The organism is Candidatus Sphingomonas colombiensis (assembly GCA_029202845.1).
Lineage (GTDB): Bacteria > Pseudomonadota > Alphaproteobacteria > Sphingomonadales > Sphingomonadaceae > Sphingomonas > Sphingomonas colombiensis.
In genome coordinates, this window is sequence record CP119315.1 from 2,002,645 (window position 1) to 2,021,806 (window position 19,162).

18 protein-coding genes and 6 pseudogenes are annotated in these 19,162 nt (G+C 66.7%); 8 read left to right on the forward strand and 16 right to left on the reverse strand.

Annotated features, from left to right (window positions below; translation table 11 throughout):
• Window positions 1-199: 199 nt before the first annotated feature.
• The 3 genes and pseudogenes from P0Y64_09610 to serS form a co-directional block, all read right to left on the reverse strand.
• Window positions 200-718, reverse strand: a complete 519-nt coding sequence (locus P0Y64_09610) for a hypothetical protein (GenBank protein ID WEK41686.1) — start codon at window positions 716-718, stop codon at window positions 200-202.
• Window positions 706-1,516: pseudogene (gene surE / locus P0Y64_09615) on the reverse strand (5'/3'-nucleotidase SurE). The gene P0Y64_09610 and the pseudogene surE overlap by 13 nt, the downstream one beginning before the upstream one ends.
• Before the next feature lie 143 nt (window positions 1,517-1,659).
• A pseudogene (serS, locus tag P0Y64_09620) lies at window positions 1,660-2,999 on the reverse strand (serine--tRNA ligase).
• On the opposite strand from serS, the gene P0Y64_09625 reads away from it, so the two are divergent.
• The 4 genes from P0Y64_09625 to P0Y64_09640 all read left to right on the forward strand — a co-directional run bounded on the left by P0Y64_09625 (window position 2,994) and on the right by P0Y64_09640 (window position 5,436).
• Window positions 2,994-4,169, forward strand: a complete 1,176-nt coding sequence (locus P0Y64_09625; GenBank protein WEK41687.1) for a hypothetical protein — start codon at window positions 2,994-2,996, stop codon at window positions 4,167-4,169. The pseudogene serS and the gene P0Y64_09625 sit on opposite strands and share 6 nt — an antisense overlap.
• Window positions 4,170-4,433: 264 nt before the next feature.
• Window positions 4,434-4,874: an RNA polymerase-binding protein DksA gene (dksA, locus tag P0Y64_09630; protein ID WEK45024.1), complete on the forward strand. Its 441-nt coding sequence runs from the start codon at window positions 4,434-4,436 to the stop codon at window positions 4,872-4,874.
• Window positions 4,875-4,933: 59 nt separating this feature from the next.
• Window positions 4,934-5,095: a hypothetical protein gene (locus P0Y64_09635; GenBank protein ID WEK45118.1), complete on the forward strand. Its 162-nt coding sequence runs from the start codon at window positions 4,934-4,936 to the stop codon at window positions 5,093-5,095.
• A complete protein-coding gene (locus tag P0Y64_09640) occupies window positions 5,095-5,436 on the forward strand; it encodes a hypothetical protein (protein WEK45025.1) in 342 nt (113 codons plus the stop codon). Before P0Y64_09635 ends, P0Y64_09640 begins: the two co-directional genes overlap by 1 nt.
• Here P0Y64_09640 and P0Y64_09645 read toward each other — a convergent pair.
• From P0Y64_09645 to P0Y64_09675, 7 genes and pseudogenes are all read right to left on the reverse strand, one after another.
• Window positions 5,377-5,581 (reverse strand): annotated as a pseudogene (locus P0Y64_09645) (cold-shock protein). The gene P0Y64_09640 and the pseudogene P0Y64_09645 overlap by 60 nt on opposite strands.
• Before the next feature lie 597 nt (window positions 5,582-6,178).
• Window positions 6,179-7,142: pseudogene (locus P0Y64_09650) on the reverse strand (Gfo/Idh/MocA family oxidoreductase).
• Between the two features lie 28 nt (window positions 7,143-7,170).
• Window positions 7,171-8,056 (reverse strand): annotated as a pseudogene (locus P0Y64_09655) (class III extradiol dioxygenase subunit beta).
• 94 nt (window positions 8,057-8,150) lie between these two features.
• Entirely contained in the window at window positions 8,151-8,360 is a 210-nt protein-coding gene (locus P0Y64_09660; protein ID WEK41688.1) for a hypothetical protein, read from the reverse strand.
• 115 nt (window positions 8,361-8,475) lie between these two features.
• A pseudogene (locus P0Y64_09665) lies at window positions 8,476-9,499 on the reverse strand (amidohydrolase family protein).
• Window positions 9,496-10,440: a DUF1932 domain-containing protein gene (locus tag P0Y64_09670; GenBank protein ID WEK41689.1), complete on the reverse strand. Its 945-nt coding sequence runs from the start codon at window positions 10,438-10,440 to the stop codon at window positions 9,496-9,498. Before P0Y64_09670 ends, P0Y64_09665 begins: the two are co-directional and overlap by 4 nt.
• 49 nt (window positions 10,441-10,489) lie before the next feature.
• Window positions 10,490-11,725 (reverse strand): LysR family transcriptional regulator, encoded by a 1,236-nt coding sequence (locus tag P0Y64_09675; GenBank protein ID WEK41690.1) that lies wholly within the window; start codon window positions 11,723-11,725, stop codon window positions 10,490-10,492.
• A gap of 86 nt (window positions 11,726-11,811) precedes the next feature.
• Here P0Y64_09675 and ligK point away from each other — a divergent pair, with 86 nt between their 5' ends.
• From ligK to P0Y64_09695, 4 genes are read left to right on the forward strand one after another with little or no spacing between them, the layout of a single operon-like run.
• Complete coding sequence (gene ligK, locus P0Y64_09680) at window positions 11,812-12,486, forward strand: 4-carboxy-4-hydroxy-2-oxoadipate aldolase/oxaloacetate decarboxylase (GenBank protein ID WEK41691.1); 675 nt, start codon at window positions 11,812-11,814, stop codon at window positions 12,484-12,486.
• Entirely contained in the window at window positions 12,479-13,540 is a 1,062-nt protein-coding gene (locus tag P0Y64_09685) for a 4-oxalomesaconate tautomerase (protein WEK41692.1), read from the forward strand. Before ligK ends, P0Y64_09685 begins: the two co-directional genes overlap by 8 nt.
• On the forward strand, window positions 13,537-14,427 hold the full coding sequence (locus P0Y64_09690) for an amidohydrolase family protein (protein ID WEK41693.1): 891 nt from the start codon (window positions 13,537-13,539) through the stop codon (window positions 14,425-14,427). Before P0Y64_09685 ends, P0Y64_09690 begins: the two co-directional genes overlap by 4 nt.
• Before the next feature lie 53 nt (window positions 14,428-14,480).
• Window positions 14,481-15,413, forward strand: coding sequence for an aldo/keto reductase (locus tag P0Y64_09695; GenBank protein WEK45026.1), 933 nt, complete (start codon window positions 14,481-14,483; stop codon window positions 15,411-15,413).
• Window positions 15,414-15,420: 7 nt separating this feature from the next.
• Here the strand turns inward: P0Y64_09695 and queA are convergent, their stop codons facing one another.
• From queA to P0Y64_09725, 6 genes are all read right to left on the reverse strand, one after another.
• Window positions 15,421-16,446 (reverse strand): tRNA preQ1(34) S-adenosylmethionine ribosyltransferase-isomerase QueA, encoded by a 1,026-nt coding sequence (queA, locus tag P0Y64_09700; GenBank protein WEK41694.1) that lies wholly within the window; start codon window positions 16,444-16,446, stop codon window positions 15,421-15,423.
• A 23-nt stretch (window positions 16,447-16,469) separates the two neighbouring features.
• Window positions 16,470-17,183 carry a peptidylprolyl isomerase gene (locus P0Y64_09705; protein ID WEK41695.1) on the reverse strand — a complete coding sequence of 238 codons (714 nt, stop codon included), beginning with the start codon at window positions 17,181-17,183 and terminating at the stop codon, window positions 16,470-16,472.
• 68 nt (window positions 17,184-17,251) lie between these two features.
• The gene (coaD, locus tag P0Y64_09710; protein ID WEK41696.1) at window positions 17,252-17,758 is read right to left on the reverse strand and encodes a pantetheine-phosphate adenylyltransferase; all 507 of its coding nucleotides are present in this window, start codon (window positions 17,756-17,758) and stop codon (window positions 17,252-17,254) included.
• A 4-nt stretch (window positions 17,759-17,762) separates the two neighbouring features.
• On the reverse strand, window positions 17,763-18,659 hold the full coding sequence (locus tag P0Y64_09715) for a polyprenyl synthetase family protein (GenBank protein WEK41697.1): 897 nt from the start codon (window positions 18,657-18,659) through the stop codon (window positions 17,763-17,765).
• Window positions 18,656-18,871 (reverse strand): exodeoxyribonuclease VII small subunit, encoded by a 216-nt coding sequence (locus P0Y64_09720; GenBank protein WEK41698.1) that lies wholly within the window; start codon window positions 18,869-18,871, stop codon window positions 18,656-18,658. Before P0Y64_09720 ends, P0Y64_09715 begins: the two co-directional genes overlap by 4 nt.
• 87 nt (window positions 18,872-18,958) lie before the next feature.
• Window positions 18,959-19,156, reverse strand: coding sequence for a hypothetical protein (locus tag P0Y64_09725; protein WEK41699.1), 198 nt, complete (start codon window positions 19,154-19,156; stop codon window positions 18,959-18,961).
• Between the last annotated feature and the right edge of the window lie 6 nt (window positions 19,157-19,162).

Consider the following 19,162-nt stretch of genomic DNA (forward strand, 5'->3'; position numbering starts at 1 on the left):
GCGCTTGCCGGCAGCACGCGATGCGCGGGCTGGCGGCCGGCGCGGCGGGGCGCTGGTTCTGCGCGATCGCCGGTTCGCCGCCGGTGATGATGTCGTCGATATCGAGCCGGAACGCCGCGGCGCGCTCGGCCGCGCTCGGCCCGCGCGCGCTCGCCGCCCGGGATCAGCACGCGCTGGCCCGGCGCGCAGCACATAGGGCTCAGACCAGATCGTTCGCCGACGACGATCCGCGACCATGCGCACGCCATAAGCCCGCGCGATCGCGATGCCCGGTCTGCCCCTGCCGCACGAGGTGATAGCGGCCCGGCGGGATCGTCAGCCGCTGCCCGGCGCGGATCGTCATAGGGCGGGGTCGAGCCCGTTGGCGCCGGCGATCACGGTGATGCCCGGCGCCGGTGCGGTCGGCGGCTTCGCTCAGCGTTTCGCCGGGGCGCACGACATAGCTTTGCGCGGGCACGTCGCGCGCATCGGCCTCGGCGCCGCGTGTCTCCCACGCCGGGCGCGGCGCGGGGAGCTGCTGGTCGGGAGCGCGGGGTTGCGGCTGCGATTGCGGTTGCGGGCGCTGCGGTGGTGGCTGCTGCGGCCGGGGCGGCGGATAATCGGCGCGTACGCGGCTGGTGAGCGCGGACGGATAGCGGCCGGTCGACGTGCGGGTTGCTGGCGGAATGCAGCAGCCCCGAGCAGCAAGGCAGGTCGCCACCGCGCTCAGCCGCCGCATCTCCATCCTCCGCTCACAGATACGCGTTCGCGCAGCGCTTGTAGCGACGCGTCCTGCGTCAGGTCCAGATGCAGCGGGGTGACCGTGACATAGCCGTCCGCCACCGCCGCCAGATCGGTGCCCGGCTCCGGCGCATGCTCGATCCGCCCCAGCGACAGCCAGTAATAAGGGAAAGCCGCGCGGATCGGTCGCGCCGCTCGAGCCGCGCGCGGCCGTAATCGCGCATCGCCCTGCCGCGCCACGACGCTGATCGCCCTTCACCTGCATCGGCGCGCGACCGGGGGGAAGTTGACGTTGACCACCGCTGCCCGGGCGCCCACGGCCGCATCGAGCAGCGGGCGCAGCGCCCGTTCGCCCCAATGCCTCGTGCCGCGTGGCGAACGACACTTCGTCGCCCATGCCCGTTTCGCCGCATAGCGCTGGCTGAGCGCGATCGCGCGGATGCCGGCCAGCGCGCCCTCCATCGCCGCCGCGACGGTGCCCGAATACATCACGTCCTCGGCCAGATTGGCGCCGCGATTGACCCCGGAGAGGATCAGGTCGGGCTTCGCCGGCATCAGCTCGGCCAGCGCCATCAGCACCGCGTCGGTCGGCGTCCCGGCGACCGCGAAGCGCCGCGCGTCGAACTGCCGCACGCCGCAGCGGGCGCGACAGGGTGAGCGAGCGGCCCGGCGCCCGATTGCTCCTCCGCCGGGGCGGCGATCCAGATGTCGTCGGAAATCGGCGCGCGCGATCTCTTCCAGCACCGTCAAGCCCCGGCGCGTGGATGCCGTCGTCGTTGGTCAGCAGGATGCGCATGATTTGGGCGTCACCTCAAAGATTTCGTCATTCCCGCGCAGGCGGGAATCCATTCGCGCAGGTCGACGAAAGAGCCGCGCCGCCAGCCAGAATGGATTCCCGCCTGCGCGGGAATGACGGTGAAAGGGGAGGCCAGGGGCAAATCAGCGCGGCTCCAGCCGGTTCACCCCGCCGAGATACGGCTGGAGCACCTCCGGCACCCACACCGACCCGTCCTCCTGCTGATAATTCTCGAGGATCGCGACGATCATCCGCCCGACCACCAGCCCGGAGCCGTTGAGGGTGTGGACGAACGGAGTGGCCCTTTTCCCATGAATCTCGGCTGCGTGCCGGCCGCTAAAAAGTTGGTCGCCGTCTCGCCCTCCGGCCGGTAGCGCGCGTTCATCCGCCGCGCCTGGAAATCGGTGCAGGTCGAGCAGGACGAAATCTCGCGATAGCGCTGTCTGCCCCGGCAGCCACACCTCCAGGTCATAGGTCCGCGCGGCGGTGAACCCCATGTCGCCGGTGCACAATTTCATCCGGCGGAACGGCAGCCCGAGCCGCGTCAGCACGTCCTCCGCCGCCGCCGTCATCCGCTCATGCTCGGCCTCGGACTGATCGGGCGGTGACGATCGAGACCATCTCCGCCTTTTCGAACTGGTGCTGGCGGATGAAGCCGCGCGTATCGCGCCCCGCCGCGCCCGCCTCGGAGCGGAAGCAGGGGGTGAGCGCGGTGAAGCGCAGCGGCAGCTCGTCGGCGGCTGAGGATGCTGCTCGCGCACGATATTGGTCAGGCTCACCTCGGCGGTCGGGATCAGCCAGCGGCCGTCGGTCGTCTCGAACAGGTCCTCGGCGAATTTGGGCAGCTGCCCGGTGCCGAACATCGCCTCGCTGCGCACCAGCAGCGGCGGGGCGACCTCCTCATAGCCGTGCGCGCGGGTCAGCGTGTCGAGCCCGAACTGGCCGAGCGCGCGCGCCGAGCCGCGCCATCTGCCCGCGCACCAAGCGTGAAGCGCGCGCCGGCGATCAGCGCGCCGGTCTCGAAATCCAGCCCCAGCGCGGGGCCGATCGCGTCATGCTCGCTGCACCTCGAACCCGAAGTCGCGCCGCGTCGCCGCGTTCGTGGACCAGCTGCTTTATCGTCCTCGTCCGCGCCCGCCGGCACGTCGGCGCAGCGGAATGTTGGGCAGCGCGGCGAGCAGGTCGTCCAGCTCGCCGCCCAGCCGCGCTTCCTCCGCCTCCAGCTCGGGCATGCCGCTGCTTGAGCGCCGCCACCTCGGCCATCAGCGCGCTGGCGGTCGCCTCGTCCTTCGCCGCCTTGGCCGCGCCGATCGCCTTCGACGCTTCGTTGCGGCGCGCCTGCCCGGCCTGCAACTCGGTGATGCGCCTCGCGCCGGCGGCGGTCGAGGTCGAGGATGACGGCGCTTTCCGCCCCCTTGCCGCGCTTCGCCATCGCGGCGTCGAAATCGGACGGATTCTCTCGGATCAGGCGGATATCGTGCATCCCCGCGCTATGGCGGGGGCCGGCGAGGGGAGGCAACCCGCGCGGGTCTGCGCGGGCGCGGTTCAGGCGGCGAGCGTGGTTTTCCTGCGTCGAGTCGCCGCCGCGCGACCAGCGCCGGCCGCCGCCGCGCCGAACAGCAGGACCATCGGCGGCGCGGGCACCGGCGTGGGGTTGCCGCTGCTCGATCCGCTGCTGCCGGTCGAGCTCCACCCGCCGTTCGACGACCAGCCGCCGCTCGAGCTGCTACTCGACGAGGTCGACGACGAGGTGGAGGATGAAGACGAGGAGGAGGTCGACGACGAGGTCGAGGTGGAAACGTTGCCGCTGGATGACGTCGAGGTCGACACGTTGCCGCTTGAAGAGGTCGAGGTCGACACGTTGCCGCTCGACGAGGTCGAGGTCGACACGTTGCCGCTCGACGAGGTCGAGGTCGACACATTCCCGCTCGACGAGGATGTGCTGCTGACGTTGCCGCTGGAGGTGGATGTCGAGGAGGTGCTGCTCACCCCGCCGGTCGAGGTTGAGCTGGACGACCCGCCCGACGAGGTCGAGGTGGAGGAGCCGCCGGTCGAGGAGGAGGTCGACGAGCCCCCCGATCCGCCCGACGAGGTCGAGCTGGAGGTCGAGCCGCCGCTGGTGCTGGAGGTGGAGGAGATCACGATTCCGGTCGATCCGCCGCCGCTGCCGCCGAAGAACCCGCCGGCGAAGAAGCCGCCGCCGAACCCGCCCCAGCCGCCGCTGCCGCCGAACACCACCGGGGGCGCGGCGGGGGCGCTGGTCTCGATCATTGGCGCGGCCGGCAGCGCGATCGGGGGCGCCTGCGTCGCCACCGTTACCACCGAGGGCGGGCAGGCCGGCGCCGGGCGCACGCGCGCCACCGGCAGAACCCGCTCGACCGGGCGGCGCACGGGCTTGTGCGCGACCTTCTTCTTGCTGAACTCGGTGCGCGGTTTGGCATTCTCCGCGACATGCACTGCGCCGCCGCCGATCAATGCGCCGCCCGCTGTGCACGCGGCAAGTTTCACCAAAGCCATCCGCACCGACATGGTTCTTCTCTCTTATCTTCCCGGCGAAGAACGGTCTCCGCAGCCCTTACGCACAATGTGCGCCCCCGCTAGCGCAGAAAGTGCAAAGCAAAGGTTTAAGTTCAAGCGCGGTAACCATGATTAAACGCGTATTTGCGCAACACTAGGCGGCAAACGCACCGGAAGGTTGGTAAACGTTTCAATGCGAGACAGTTTCGGCCGCGCAACGGCGGCCGGATCTCGGTTCAGCGGCGGGAAAGCCTCAGAATGGCAGAGATGAGCGCGTGACGATTCATGGTCGCTTGTTTGCTGTCCGGCACCCGATTATAGGCGCGCCACGGACAACGCGCGGTGGAGCAAAACACCAGCGCGGACGGGGAGAAGCTTGATGGCGACCGCGTATGAACGAATGGAGGACGGCGGCAGCAGTCCGAACGCCTCCAACGACTCCGATGGCTATCGACCGCACCCTGACGAGCCCTTTATGTGCGAACGGCAGCAAGCCTATTTTCGCGCTAAGTTGCTCAATTGGAAGGAAGCGATTCTGCGCGAGTCGCAGGGCACGCTTTCGCAGCTGCAGGTCGATTCGCTGCGTGAGGCCGATCTCAACGATCGTGCGTCGAGCGAGACCGACTGGTCGATCGAGCTGCGTACGCGTGACCGGCAGCGCAAGCTGATTTCCAAGATCGAGGCGGCGCTGCGCCGCATCGACGAGGGTGAATATGGCTATTGCGAAGTGACCGGCGAACCGATCAGCCTCGGGCGGCTGGAGGCCCGGCCGATCGCGACGATGACGGTCGAGGCGCAGGAACAGCATGAGCGCCAGGAAAAGGTCTCGCGCGAAGATTGAACGCGCGATAGGGAGCGTGTTTGTAATTCCGCAAGATTTGGCGACGTATAAACGTGACGATGAAGCATTTCGGCAAGAACGTCTTTGCCGACGCGGTTCCCGCGCGACGGCGGCCGAGCGCGGGCGTGAAAGCGTCCACGCTCGCCGCCCGCCTGCGCATCGCCGGCGCGGCCACGCGCGACCAAGGTCGCGTATCCGCAACGTCTCCGCCGGCGGGCTGATGGCGGAGCTGCCGCGCCCGGCCGCGCCGGACGCGGCGATCGAGGTCGAGCTGGCCGGGCTCGGCTGGGTTCCCGGCCGCGTCGCCTGGCAGACCGCGGGCCGCGTCGGCGTCGTCTTTCGATCGGGAGATCGATCCGGCGCTGCTGCGACAACTCGCCGACGATTGACCGGCCTGCGCCAGGGCGGGGCCCTGCGGGAACAGGCGGAGATGCTGGCCGGGCGCGCGGTGCGCGCGCTGCGGCAGGAGCCGGGGTGCGCAAGGCACCCCGAACCCGTTCAGCGCCGACTGAAGGTTCACGGCCGAGGTCTTGCCGCGCTTGTCGGTTTCCAGCTCGTATGAAACGCGCTGGTCCTTATCGAGCGTCCGCATCCCGGCGCGCTCGACGGCGGAGATGTGCACGAAGGCATCGCTGCCGCCGTCTTCCGGGGCGATGAAGCCATAGCCCTTGTCGGCGTTGAAGAATTTTTACGGTTCCGGTGATCATGGTAGTTTCCTTGGCCCATGGTGCGGGCATATGCCGAATTGGCACATCCCGGCCTCGTGAAGCTCGTGGGGACAAGGGCGACGTGCGCAGCCCGAAATCCGTCTAGGGCAACGTCAGCGCTACGCTATATAGCAGATATTGTCCGGAACACCGAATTTTGTCGGCGTGATTTTATTTTCCGCGCGATTTCAGCGCGTGGACGGTAGGATTTTTTACAGAATTTCGTTTTTCGCGGCGCGCCGAGCTGATCGTTTTGCGAATATGTAGGCCGCGATGATGTCGCATGCGAAATTTTGTCGTCGGACCGCTGCATTCGCGCGCGCGATGATTGAACCAAGCTGACGCGGCGATAATTCGTCGGCCCATATTTCATATGGCGGGGAAATATTTGCGGTAATTCATATGCCGTGTGATCGGCGCGGGTTCGTATTTGAAAATATTTCGCCGGCAAGCCGGTGGCGCCGGCCGATCCGATCGCGGTGATGAAGGTCCGGCGGACGCACCGGGCTCTTTTCGCGCCTTTCCTTTCCGTCGCACAGTGAAACGGCCGCCGGCATATCCGCCGGCGGCCGTTTCATTTTCACTGCAGCGGCGCGATCATTTGCCCGCGAGTTGTTGCTCCAGCGCGCCCAGCACGCGGTAGCACGGCATCACCTGCGCCACCGAGGCGTTGGGTTCGCGCCCTTCGCGGATCGCGGCGACGAATTCGCGGTCCTGCAATTCGATGCCGTTGTTCGATATTGTCACGCCGGTGAGGTCGATCGGCTCCTCCCGGCCCGTCACGAGATCGTCGTAGCGCGCGATCCATGTGCCATTGTCGCAGATATAGCGGAAGAAGGTGCCGAGCGGCCCGTCGTTGTTGAAGCTCAGCGACAAGGTGCAGATCGCGCCGGTCGCCGCCTTGAGCTGGATCGACATGTCCATCGCGATGCCGAGTTCGGGGTGGATCGGCCCTTCGATCGCATTGGCGGCGACGATCGGTCCGGCCTGATAGGCGAACAGGTCCACGGTATGCGCGGCGTGGTGCCACAACAGATGATCGGTCCAGCTGCGCGGCTCGCCCTTGGCGTTCATATTCTGGCGGCGGAAGAAATAGGTCTGCACGTCCATCTGCTGCACCTGCGCTCTCGCCACTGGCGAATTTGCGGTTGTGCAGATATTGGTGCGCTCGGGTTGAAGCGCCGCGTGTGGCCGACCATCGCAGACGAGCCCGGTCTCCTGCTGCTTGGCCAGCACCGCCTCGCGCATCGGCCAGGCTGTCGCGACAAGGGAATCTCGACCTGCACATGCTTGCCCGCGTCGAGGCATTGCAGCGCCTGCGCGGCGTGCATCTGCGTCGGGGTGCACAGGATCACCGCATCGACGTCGTCGCGCGCCAGCGCTGTCGGCCAGGTCGGTCGTGGCGTGGCCGATGCCGTATTTGGCGGCCATCGCGCTGCGTCGGCTCGAGCCGCCGGCCGACGAGGCTGGTCACCGCTCACGCCCGTCGATATTCTTCAGTCCGTCGAGATGCTTTCTCGCCAAAGGCGCCGGCGCCGGCGAGCGCGATGCGGAGGGTCATGTTGGTCTCTCTTGTCGGGAAGGGGAAATCAGGCCGTGCCGCTGCCGGTCATGTCGAGGCCTTCGCCATTGTCGGGGCGCAGCACGATATGGCCGATCGCGGTGTTGCGAGCAGGGGACGTGATAATGGCGGTGCAGCGCGCGCGTGCGCTTGCCCAGCGCGCCGCGCATGATCAGCCACATCACCATCTCGATCCCCTCGGAGCCGGTCTCGCGCAGGTATTCGATATGCGGGACATGGCGCAGCGCAGTCGCGTGTCGCCGATCAGGCGATCGAGGAAGCCATTGTCCCACTCCGGTTGATCAGCCCGGCGCGCGGCCCCTGAAGCTGGTGGCTCATGCCCCCCGGTGCCCCAGACCTGCACGTTGAGATCCTCCGGGAAGCTTTCCACCGCGCGCGCGATCGCCTCGCCCAGCGCCCAGCAGCGATTGCCCGAGCGGCGGCGGATAGGTGACGACGTTGACCGCCAGCGGGATCACCTTCACCGGCCACGCATCGGGCTTGCCGAACATCATCGACAGCGGAACGGTGAGGCCGTGGTCGACGTCCATCTCGTTGATGATCGTCATGTCGAATTCGTCGAGGATCAGGCTCTGCGCGATATGCCAGGCGAGATCGGCATGGCCCTCGACATCGGGCACCGCGCGCGGCCCCCAGCCTTCGTCGGCGGGCTTGTAGCGTTCGCCGCAGCCGATCGCGAAGGTCGGGATGACCTTCATATCGAAGGCGGAAGCGTGATCGTTATAGACGAGGATCACGACATCGGGCTTTTCGGCCTGCTCCCAATTCCGCGTCCACTCGATAGCCCGCGAAGATCGGGTTCCGAAGTAATCGTCCCTATCCTTGCCGAAATCGCTCGCGACGCCGAGCAGGGGCACATGGCTGCAGCCGACCCCGGCGGTGATCCGCGCCATCAATTCTTCCCCTTGATCGCTGCGCACGCCCTCGGGCGAGCGGCCGCCGGCGATCATCATCGCCTGGTATAGTCCTCCGCGAAATTCATGCCGGTCATCGTCGACACCGCCTCGAAGCGAAGCTCAGCCCGTCGGTCGAGAACACCTTGGCGAGGAAATAGATGTTGCCGCCCAGATCGAGCAGCGGTTGTAATCGCGCGCCAGCACGGCCGCCTTCTGCTCCTCGGTCAACGGCCATTCGTCGAGATAGGCGCGCTCGTCCGCCTTGCCAGCGGTCGCGGTTTTCCGCCTTCATCAGGCTCATCGCGAACTGGTTCAGGTGATAGCCCGCCCGCGCGCGCTTGCGCGGTGATAGACGCGCGTGCCGGGGATATCGTCGAACTCGGCGAGATAGGCGTGGATGATCGCGTCGGGCTCGGTCACAGCCCTCGCTCCTTCAGCTCGGCGTCGAGCCGCGGGAAGACGCGCCGCGCATTGCCCTCGAAGATCGCGTGGCGCTCCGTCGTCGCTGATCGGCAGCGCGTCGACATAGCGCTTGGTGTCGTCGAAATGATGCCCGGTCTGCGGGTCGATCCCGCGCACCGCGCCGACCATCTCGCTGCCGAACAGGATGTTCTTGGTGTCGATCACCGTCGGCGAGCAGATTCACCGCCCGGCTGGTGATAGACGCAGGTATCGAAGAACACGTTGTTCATCACATGCCCGTCGAGCGCGGGCTTCTTCAGCATATCCGCCAGCCCGCGATAGCGCCCCCAATGATAGGGCACCGCGCCGCCGCCGTGCGGGATGATGAAGCGCAAAGTGGGGAAATCGCTTGAACAGATCGCCCTCGATCAGCTGCATGAACGCGATCGTGTCGGCCGCGATATAGAAGCCGCCGGTCGCGTGAAGCCCCGGATTGCACGATCCCGAGACGTGGATCATCGCCGGCACATCCAGCTCGACCATCTTTTCGTAAAACGGATACCAGTAACGATCGGTCAGCGCCGGGGCGGTGAAATGGCCGCCGCCGGGATCGGGGTTGAGATTGCACCCGATGAAGCCGAGTTCGTTGACGCAGCGTTCCAGCTCGCGGATCGAGCTTTCAAGGCCCGTATCCGGCGATTGCGGCAACATGCACACCCCCGCGAACACCTCGGGGAACAGATCGACCACGCGCTTGATGAGATCATTGTTGACCCGCGACCACGCTTCGCTGACCGCCGCATCGCCGATATGATGCGCCATGGCGGAGGCGCGCGGGGAAAAGATCGTCATGTCCGCCGCCCGTTCGCGGATCAGGCGAAGCTGGTTCTGCTCGATCGTCTCGCGGATCTCGTCGTCGGAGATGTGCGGATAGCGCGGCGCCGCCCCGCCGGCCTTGAACGCGGCCTTTTGCGCGTCCCGCCACTCGTTATGCGCGGCCGGTGCGGTGGTGTAATGGCCGTGACAATCGATGATCATGCGGTATTCGCTTTCGGTTCGAGGGCCGGTCGACGTTCAATTGCTCCGCCCGTCGCGGCGGCGGCGGGGGATGCTGTCCGCTCAAGGATCAGGCCGGCCTTGGCGCCAAGGCCGTCCGGCACGGGCAGGCGCAATTCGCCGATCGCGCGCTGGCGCGCCACCGTGCCGCGCGTCATCGCCGCCCCGGTGCCGAGCGCGTCGAGCGTCTTCACCGCCTCCTCCATCTCGGCTGCGCGGCGCAATCCGTGGATCAGCATGCGATCGAGATTGTAATCCGCGCGGGCGCGCCAGTCCGCCCCCGGCCAGCTCGCGTCGAGCGAGGCGATCACCGCGTCGGCAACCCCGGCGGCATGGGCGGCAAGGAAGCATTCCGCGCTCAGCGCCTCGATCCCCTTCACCATCACCGATCGGATCATCTTGATCGCGGAGGCCGCGCCGACCGGCCCGTCGGCGATGGAGACCTTCGCGAAGCCAAGCTCGCGCAGCGCGGCGGCGGCGTCCCCGGCGTGCGGGCCGCTCACCAGCAACGGCGTGGCGTGGCGCGCGGGGTTTACCGGCGCCATCACCGCGACATCGACATAGCGCCCGCCCGCCGCCTCGATCCGCGCGGCGGCGGCGCGCTTGGTGTCGGGGGCGATGCTGTTCATGTCGCAATAAAGCGCGCCGGGGGCGATCGTCGCGCTGGTCTCCTCGGCCGCGCTTGGCGCCTGATCGGCGGTGACCAGCGACAGGATCAGCGCGGCGCCGTCGATCGCGGCGGCATTGCTGTCGGCGGGGGAAACGCCGGCGGCGGCGAAATCGGCGAGCTTGGCCGCGCGGGTTTCGGGATCGTCGAGTTTCCGGTCATAGCCGCGAACGCCACTTTCTGCGCCGCGAACGGGTGGCGCGAACGCGATGGCCGCCTCGCCAAGCCCGATGAAAGTAACCGTAACCATAGACATGATCGTAGCCATTCCCATCACGGCGGGGCCAATCGGAACTTCTGGATGGCTATTCGATTTGCGGAATACTGCTTCCGCTTTGGCCGGCATCGAGAATGTCGAGGAAATGGCGTTGATTTGCCGTGGGCTGCCAGTCCGCGCGCGTGGTCACGCCGATAATGCGCTCGGTCGATGGCAACGCCGCCGGCACCCTGGCGAGCAGCCCGGCGCGCAGCTCCAGCGCGATCTGATCCGGGGAAACCAATGTCAGGAAATCGGAATCGAGCAATATGCCCCGGATCGCCATCACCGATCCGCATTCCACCGGGGCCGGCGGGTAGGGCAGGCCGGTGCCCTCGAATAACCGTTCCCAATGATGGCGCAGCGGCGATCCCGCGCGCCCGACGATCCACGGAAAGCGGCAAAGATCGGATGCCGGTACATCATGTTCGCCAGCGAGCGGATGCCCGGCGCGCGCCGCGATCATCAGCCGGTCGACGAACAGCGCGCGTTGCGTGAAATCGGGCGGGCAGGGGTCGCGCAGCGCACCGATCATCAGGTCGATCCGCCCGTCGCGCAACAGCTCTGAAAGTTCGGCGTAAGAGCCTTCGACGATGTCGATGTGGCTGGCCGGCTGGGCGCGGGCGAAGGTGGCGACCGCTGTGGGCAGCAGCACCGCGCGGCACAGCGGCATCGCCCCGATCGCGAGGTGCGATCCGGTCGCGCCGGCCTGTGCCTCCTCCAGCGCGGCCTGCAGATCGGCGGCGACGAGCCGGAACTGCCGCGCCAGTCGTCTGCCGTGCGTGGTCAGCGCGACGCCGCGTCCCTGCCGCTCGGCCAGCGGGGTGTCGCACAGCCCTTCCAGTTCGCGCACGGCGCGGTGCAGCGCGGGTTGCGACAGGCCGGTCGCGCGCGCCGCGCCGACGAAGCTGCCCGCTTCGGCAAGGTTGAGCAGCGCGCGCACCTGCGTCGCGGTCAACAGATTTTCCGGGCGCTCGAACGCGCGCCGTCCGCCGCGCCCCAGCGGGCGCATCGCGCGGGCCAGCCGGTCATGCGCGGCGTGGACGCGGGGGATCACGCGCGCGCCCGCCGGGGTCGCGCGCATCCCGTCCGGGAAGCGCTCGAACAGCAGCGCGCCGAAGCGTTCCTCCAGCTTCGCCAGCCCCTGCGCGAGCGCCGGTTGCGACAGCCCGATCGCCTCTGCCGCCGCGCTCATGCTGCCGCGTTCCGCGATCAGCGGCAGCGCGCGCAAATGGCGCAGGTTGAGGTCGAACGGCTGGGTCATCGCGTCGATGATATATAGCATAAACTTATCGCCGGTCCGTAATTCGGAATTGTGCTTTCTCGGAAGCTCACCCACGCTTGGCGCCTCGCGATTGATGGAGATTGATAATGGCAGGCGTGGTCGTGACCGGCGTGGAGCGCCCCCCACTCGCCATCGTGGATGGCCTCGCCGCCTGTGGCGTCGCCACCGTGCATGAGGCGCAGGGGCGCACCGGGCTGATGGCCAGCTACATGCGCCCGATCTATCCGCGCGCCCGGATCGCGGGCACCGCGGTCACGATTTCCGCGCCGCCGGGCGATAACTGGATGTTACATGTCGCGATCGAACAGTTGCGCGAAGGCGATGTCCTGGTGCTCGCTCCCACCAGCCCCTGCGAAGACGGCTATTTCGGAGACCTCCTCGCCACCTCCGCAATGGCCCGCCACTGCCGCGCCCTGATCATTGACGCCGGGGTGCGCGACGTTCGCGACCTGACCGAGATGGGCTTTCCAGTGTGGTCGAAGGCGGTCTTCGCGCAAGGAACGGTCAAGGCGACGTTGGGCTCGGTCAACGTGCCGGTGGTATGCGCCGGCGCGCTGGTGAATCCCGGCGATGTGGTGATCGCCGACGATGACGGCGTGTGCGTGGTGCCGCGCGCAAATGCGGCGTCCGTGCTCGAAAAGGCTCGGGCGCGCGAGGCGAATGAAGAGGCCAAGCGCAAGCGGCTCGCGGCAGGTGAGCTGGGCCTCGACATCTACGACATGCGCGGCAAGCTGGAGCAGATGGGGCTGAAATATGTCTGAGGCGGCTGGCGTGCGCTGCATTTGGATGCGCGGCGGCACCTCCAAGGGCGGCTATTTCCTCGCCGACGAGCTTCCTGCCGATATCGCCGACCGCGATGCCTTTCTGCTCCGCGTGATGGGGTCGCCTGATCCGCGCCAGATCGACGGGATGGGCGGCGCTGATCCGCTGACCTCCAAGGTCGCGGTGGTGCGCAAATCGGCGCGGCCAGATGTCGATGTCGACTATTTGTTTCTTCAGGTTTTTGTCGATCAGGCGATCGTCGCTGACGCGCAGAATTGCGGCAACATTCTCGCCGGGGTCGGACCGTTCGCGATCGAGCGTGGGCTGGTCAAACCGCAGGAAGCTGAGACACGCGTCGCAATCTTCATGGAAAATACCGGGCAGGTAGCTGTGGCGACGGTGCGGACGCCCGGCGGTGAGATCGCTTATGCGGGTGGGGCGGCGATCAGCGGCGTGCCCGGTACCGCATCGCCGATCCCGCTTGCCTTCCGCGATACGGCTGGCTCCACCTGTGGCGCGCTACTGCCGACCGGCAACGGGGTGGATGAGATCAACGGTGTCGCGTGCACGCTGATCGACAATGGCATGCCCTGCGTCGTGCTGCGCGCCGAAAGCGTCGGGGTGACCGGCTATGAAGATCGCGACATGCTTGATGCAGATGGGGCGATGAAAGCAAAGGTCGAGGCGATCCGCCTGGCCGCTGGGCCGTTGATGAATCTCGGCGATGTCGCCACGAAATCGGTGCCCAAGATGATGCTGGTCGCCGCCCCGCGCGAGGGCGGAGCGGTCGCGGTGCGCTCGTTGATCCCGCATCGCGTTCACGCCTCGATCGGTGTGCTCGGCGCGGTCAGTGTCGCGACTGCGTGCTTGATCGAAGGATCGCCCGCGCATGCCGTCGCCAAAGTGCCCGATGGGCGCAGCAAGACGCTCGGCGTCGAGCATCCGAGTGGCGTCACCGAATGCGTGGTGACGGTGGATGAGGCCGGGCAACCGGTGGAGGCGGGGATGCTGCGCACGGCGCGCAAGCTGATGGATGGAGTGGTTTTCGGATGAGCAATGATCAAGCGGGCCGCATCCTGAGCTGGACGCAAAATCCGTCGAAACCCGATTTCACCCCCCCGGCCGGTGCGGTTGATGCGCATTGCCATGTGTTCGGGCCGATGGCGCAATTCCCTTTCAGCGCGAAGGCCAAATATCTGCCGCAGGATGCGGGCGCGGAGACGTTGTTCGCGCTGCGCGACCGTCTCGGCTTCGGCCGCAACGTGATCGTTCAGGCGAGCTGCCACGGCACAGACAATGCTGCCACGCTCCACGCGATTGCGGTATCCAACGGACGTGCGCGCGGTGTCGCGGTGGTCGATCCCGCGATCGACGATGCCGAACTCGATCGGCTGCACGCCGGCGGCATTCGCGGTATCCGGTTCAACTTCCTCAAGCGACTGGTCGATGATGCGCCGAAGGACAAATTCATCGAAGTGTCGCACCGCATCGAGCGGCTGGGGTGGCATGTCGTAGTCTATTTCGAGGCGGACATATTGGAGGAATTGCGCCCGTTCCTCGCCGCGATCCCGGTGCCGCTGGTGATCGACCACATGGGCCGGCCGGATGTGTCGCAGGGAGCGGACGGGACCGACATGCGCGCATTTCGTGCGTTGCTCGACAGTCGCGAGGATATCTGGACCAAGGTGACCTGCCCGGACCGGCTCGATCCGAAGGGCGCACCTTATGACGATTTCGTTCGCGCGGTGCGGCCGCTGGTGGCGGACTATTCGGATCGCGTGCTGTGGGGCACCGACTGGCCGCATCCCAATATGCAGGATGCTATCCCCGATGACGGCGCGCTGGTCGACGTGATCCCGCGTATCGCGCCGACGCCGGAGTTGCGGCGCAAGCTGCTCGTCGATAATCCGATGCGTCTGTATTGGCCGGAGGAAATGTGAACGCAAAACGCCGGGTAGGCCCGTTCGACGTCAATCCCCTCGCGCTCGGCTGCATGTCGTTGAGCCATGCTTATGGTTCGCCGCCGCCGCGCGAACAGGCGGTGCGACTGCTCAACCGCGCGCTCGATCTGGGCTACGATTTTCTCGACACCGCTGCGCTTTATGGGTTCGGCGCGAACGAGACGTTGCTGGGCGAGGCGATCGCGCATCGCCGGCAGGAATATGTCCTTGCTTCGAAATGCGGGATGACCGGGGTCGACGGCAAGCGCGTGATTGACGGGCGGCCAGAGACCCTGCTCGCGACGATCGATCAGTCGCTTGCTCGGCTCAACACCGATGTGATCGATCTCTATTACCTCCACCGTTGGGACAAGCAGGTGCCGATCGAGGAATCGGTCGGCGCGCTTTCACGAATGGTGGAGGCGGGGAAAATCCGCGCGATCGGCCTCAGCGAAATCTCGGCCGCGACACTGCGCCGGGCGCACGCGGTGCATCCGATCGCGGCTGTGCAAAACGAATATTCGCCATGGTCGCGCAATGTCGAACTAGGCGTGCTGGAGGCGACGCGTGAATTGGGGACGTCGCTGGTCGCCTTTTCACCCGTAGCGCGTGGTTTCCTCGCCGACGCGGTGCATTCGCCAGACGATCTCGAGCAGGGCGACATCCGTCGTTCCATGCCGCGTTTTCAGGGTGAAAATCTTCAGCGGAACCTCGAATTGCTCGCGCGTTTCCGAGCGCTTGCGAAGGGGGCAGGTTACACGCCGGCGCAATTGTCGCTCGGCTGGGTGCTGTCGCGCGGGCCGCATCTCACCGCGATCCCCGGAACGACGTCGCTCAATCATCTCGAGGAGAATTTCGCGGCCCCGACGAGCCTGCCGGCCAGCATTCTCGACCAGGTCGACCGGCTGATGACGCCGGAAGCGATCGCCGGCCCGCGCTATCCCGCCGTGACTCAAACGGAGATCGATACCGAGGAGTTTTCCTGACGATCGATCAGGGTAGCAGCAGCGATGCGTCCCCATAGGAATAGAAACGGTAGTCGCGCTCGATTGCATGGGCATAGGCCGCTTGCATTCGATCGAGCCCCATCAGTGCGCTGACCAGCATGAACAGCGTCGATCGCGGCAGGTGGAAGTTGGTGACAAGACCGTCGATCCCGCGAAAGCGATAGCCAGGAGTGATGAAGATCGCGGTGTCGCCCTCGAACGGGCGGATGATGCCGTCAAGGCCGGCGGCGCTTTCGATCAGCCGCAACGAGGTAGTGCCGACAGAGATCACCCGGCCGCCGTTAGCTCGCGTGGCGTTGAGGAGATCGGCGGTGGCCTGATCGATCCGGCCCCATTCGGCGTGCATCACATGATCGTCGGTATCGTCGGCCTTCACCGGCAGGAAGGTGCCGGCGCCGACATGCAGTGTGAGCGTAGTGTGGTTCACCCCTGCGCCGTCCAGCGCGGCGATCAGCCCGGGCGTGAAGTGCAACGCGGCGGTGGGGGCCGCGACGGCGCCCGCTTCGCGCGCGAACATCGTTTGGTAGTCATCGGCATCGCGCGCGTCGGTGGGGCGCTTGGCAGCGATATAGGGCGGGAGCGGCATCCGCCCCGCGCGTTCGAGCAGTAGCTCGACCGGCTCGTCCCCGGCGAAGTCGAGCGCAATACTGCCGTCCGCGCCCCGATCGCTCGCCATCGCGCTGACGTCGGCGCCGAAATCGATCATGTCGCCGTCGCGCACCCGCTTGGCATTGCGGACGAAGGCGCGCCAGCGGCGCGGTCCCTCGCGTTTGTGGAGTGTCGCGCCGATCCGCGCATTGCCGCGCATGCCTTCAAGCTGGGCGGGGATCACGCGCGTATCGTTGAAGACCAGGAGGTCGCCCGCGCGCAATTCGCTCGGCAGATCGCTGACCGTCCGGTCGTGCATGCCGTCGCCGCGCACCACCAGCATCCGTGCGGATTCGCGTGGTGAAGCCGGGCGGAGTGCTATTCGCTCAGCCGGCAGCGTAAAATCGAACAAGTCGACGTTCATGGTTACCCTCGCGCGACGGCGCGTTACGGTTTCTTCGGTTTGGCCGGAGCCTTGGCGGGGGCGGCCTTCGCAGCGCCAGGCAGCGCGACCGGGCCGAGCACGGCCGCCGCGTTCACCGCCGGCGGCGGGGCGGGCTGATAGGCCGGAGGATTGTCGCTGGCGATATAGGCATGGACGATGCGCGTCGGGTTCGCCGGTGGCTCGCCGCGTTCGATCCCGTCGACATATTGCATCCCCTCGATCACGCGCCCGAAGACGGTATATTTGTGATCGAGCGCGAGCTTCGGCTGAAGGACGATATAGAACTGGCTATTGGCGCTGTCGTCCGACTGGGCACGCGCCGCCGCCACCGCGCCACGCACGTGAGGCAGGTAATTGAACTCCGCCTTCAGGTCCGGCAGCGTGGAGCCGCCTGTCCCGTCGCCCTTCGGATCGCCGCCCTGCGCCATGAAGCCGTCGATCACACGGTGAAAGACCAGCCCGTCATAAAAATGCTGGCGGGTGAGCATCTTGATCCGTTCGACCATCAGCGGGGCGACATCGGGGCGCAGCCAAATCGTCACGCGACCGCCGTCCGAAAGATCGAGCAACCACTGGTTGGTCGTATCGGTCATCGGCGGCGGTGCGGCACGCACCACCGGCGCCGCGGTCTGCACGACCGTATCCTTCTTCTCCTTGGCGATGGCCGGAGCCGACGCGAGCGCACCAAGGATCGCTACCATAGCAAAGAAACGCATCAATCGGACTTTCCAGCTCAGTTACCGCGCGCCGTAGAGCATAGCGCCGCTTGCGCCAATCTGAACCTTCACACGCCGCGCCGGCCGAGCACCTGGACGCGCGCCATCACTTCCTCGCGCACGCTGGGTGTGACGAACTTGCCGATCTCGCCGCCGAAGATCGCGATTTCCTTCACCAATCGCGAGGCGATCGGCTGGAGCGCGACATCGGCCATCAGAAAGATCGTCTCGATCGTGGCGTTGAGCTGCTGATTCATGCCCGCCATCTGATATTCATATTCGAAATCGGCGACCGCGCGCAGCCCGCGCACGATCACGCTGGCGCCCTCGCGCTCGGCGAAGTCCATCAGCAGCGAATCGAAGCTGACGACCCGGATATCGGCATCGATCGACTCCACTTCGCGTTCGACGATCGCCATCCGTTCGGGCAGCGAGAACATCGGGGATTTGGATGGATTGGTCGTGACGCCGATCACCAGCCGATCGACCAGCTTCGCGCCGCGCCGGATGATGTCCATATGGCCCAGCGTGATTGGATCGAAAGTGCCGGGGTAAACGCCGATACGGGTACTCATAACCTCAACGATCCCTTTCCAGCACGTAACGCGCGATATCGCGCAACAAATCCGCTTCCCGCCCATAATGGCGCAGATGCTCGATCGCCTGATCGATGAGCAGCCGGCTACGCTCGCGCGCGGGCTCCACGCCGAGCAGCGAGACGAACGTCTCCTTGCCGGCGCCGGCATCCTTGCGCAGTTTCTTGCCGACGACCGCCTCATTGCCCTCAACGTCGATCAGGTCGTCGACGATCTGGAAGGCGAGGCCGATGTCGCGGGCATAACCGCGCAGGCGGGTGCGACCTTCCGGCGCCACGTGACCGAGGATCGCGCCTGCCTCCACCGCCGCGGAAATCAGCGCCCCGGTCTTCATCGCCTGCAATCGGCCTACAGTGGCGAGATCGAAGCGCGCGCGCTCCGCCTCCAGATCCATCATCTGGCCGCCGGCCATCCCGGCCGGCCCGGCGGCGCGGGCGAGATCGAGCGTCAGTTCGGCGCGGACGAACGGATCGGGGTGGGTCGCCGGGTCCGCCAGCACCTCGAATGCGAGCGCGTGCAGGCAATCGCCGGCAAGGATCGCGGTCGCCTCGTTGAACGCCTTGTGGACGGTGGGCTTGCCCCGCCGCATGTCATCATTGTCCATCGCCGGCAGATCATCGTGGATCAGCGAATAGACGTGGATCGATTCCAGCGCAGTGGCCACGCGCGCGGTGTAATCCCGATCGCAACCGAATATTTGCGCGGTCGCGAAAACGAGCAGGGGACGCAGCCGCTTGCCCCCGCCGATCGCGGCATGGCGCATCGCGCGATACAGGTCGGCACGGGAATCGTCCGGAATCGCCAACAGCGTATCGAAACGGGCATCGATCTCGCGCGCGGTTTCGGCCAGTGCCGCCTGAAGCGCGGGCGAAGGGTTCATCCTGCGGTGAACGGCGTGGTGCTGGCGCGGCCTTCCGCATCAAGCCGGATCGCCTCGATCCGCGCCTGCGCGGCATCAAGACGCTCGGCGCAGCGCGCGCGCAGCGCATTGCCGCGCTCATAAAGGTCGATAGCCTCGGCCAGCGGCGTTTCGCCGGATTCCAGCTTGTGAACGATCGCTTCCAGCTCGCGCAGCGCGGCCTCGAACGTCATTGTCGCGATTGCATTTTCGTCGGGTGCGGACGCCATGCGCCGGCTATGCGGCAGGGGCTGGCCGGGGGTCAAGGACGATGGCGACCCTCAGCGTGCGTTGTACAGCCTCACCAGCACCGAAACGCCGAACAAGCCCAATTCAAGCGTGGCGTGTTTGCCGGGCTCCGCATTGATTACCGAATCGGTCCCCGGCAGGTTGAGCGCGATCAGCGGACGGCGTTCGCCCACGCCAGCGATCAGCAGCGCGGCGGCGATCAGCAATATGGCGCGACGACGACGTTCCATGCCCGG

Coding starts and splice junctions, on each gene's coding strand:
- P0Y64_09675 (WEK41690.1), bottom strand. CDS start 11,725: ATGCTATATATCATCGACGCGATGACCCAGCCGTTCGACCTCAACCTG.
- P0Y64_09670 (WEK41689.1), bottom strand. CDS start 10,440: ATGTCTATGGTTACGGTTACTTTCATCGGGCTTGGCGAGGCGGCCATC.
- P0Y64_09690 (WEK41693.1), top strand. CDS start 13,537: ATGAGCAATGATCAAGCGGGCCGCATCCTGAGCTGGACGCAAAATCCG.
- P0Y64_09695 (WEK45026.1), top strand. CDS start 14,481: ATGTCGTTGAGCCATGCTTATGGTTCGCCGCCGCCGCGCGAACAGGCG.
- dksA (WEK45024.1), top strand. CDS start 4,434: ATGGAGGACGGCGGCAGCAGTCCGAACGCCTCCAACGACTCCGATGGC.
- P0Y64_09640 (WEK45025.1), top strand. CDS start 5,095: ATGGCGGAGCTGCCGCGCCCGGCCGCGCCGGACGCGGCGATCGAGGTC.
- ligK (WEK41691.1), top strand. CDS start 11,812: ATGGCAGGCGTGGTCGTGACCGGCGTGGAGCGCCCCCCACTCGCCATC.
- P0Y64_09715 (WEK41697.1), bottom strand. CDS start 18,659: ATGAACCCTTCGCCCGCGCTTCAGGCGGCACTGGCCGAAACCGCGCGC.
- P0Y64_09725 (WEK41699.1), bottom strand. CDS start 19,156: ATGGAACGTCGTCGTCGCGCCATATTGCTGATCGCCGCCGCGCTGCTG.
- P0Y64_09610 (WEK41686.1), bottom strand. CDS start 718: ATGCGGCGGCTGAGCGCGGTGGCGACCTGCCTTGCTGCTCGGGGCTGC.
- P0Y64_09660 (WEK41688.1), bottom strand. CDS start 8,360: ATGAGCCTGATGAAGGCGGAAAACCGCGACCGCTGGCAAGGCGGACGA.
- P0Y64_09705 (WEK41695.1), bottom strand. CDS start 17,183: ATGCGTTTCTTTGCTATGGTAGCGATCCTTGGTGCGCTCGCGTCGGCT.
- P0Y64_09635 (WEK45118.1), top strand. CDS start 4,934: ATGAAGCATTTCGGCAAGAACGTCTTTGCCGACGCGGTTCCCGCGCGA.
- coaD (WEK41696.1), bottom strand. CDS start 17,758: ATGAGTACCCGTATCGGCGTTTACCCCGGCACTTTCGATCCAATCACG.
- P0Y64_09720 (WEK41698.1), bottom strand. CDS start 18,871: ATGACGTTCGAGGCCGCGCTGCGCGAGCTGGAAGCGATCGTTCACAAG.
- queA (WEK41694.1), bottom strand. CDS start 16,446: ATGAACGTCGACTTGTTCGATTTTACGCTGCCGGCTGAGCGAATAGCA.
- P0Y64_09685 (WEK41692.1), top strand. CDS start 12,479: ATGTCTGAGGCGGCTGGCGTGCGCTGCATTTGGATGCGCGGCGGCACC.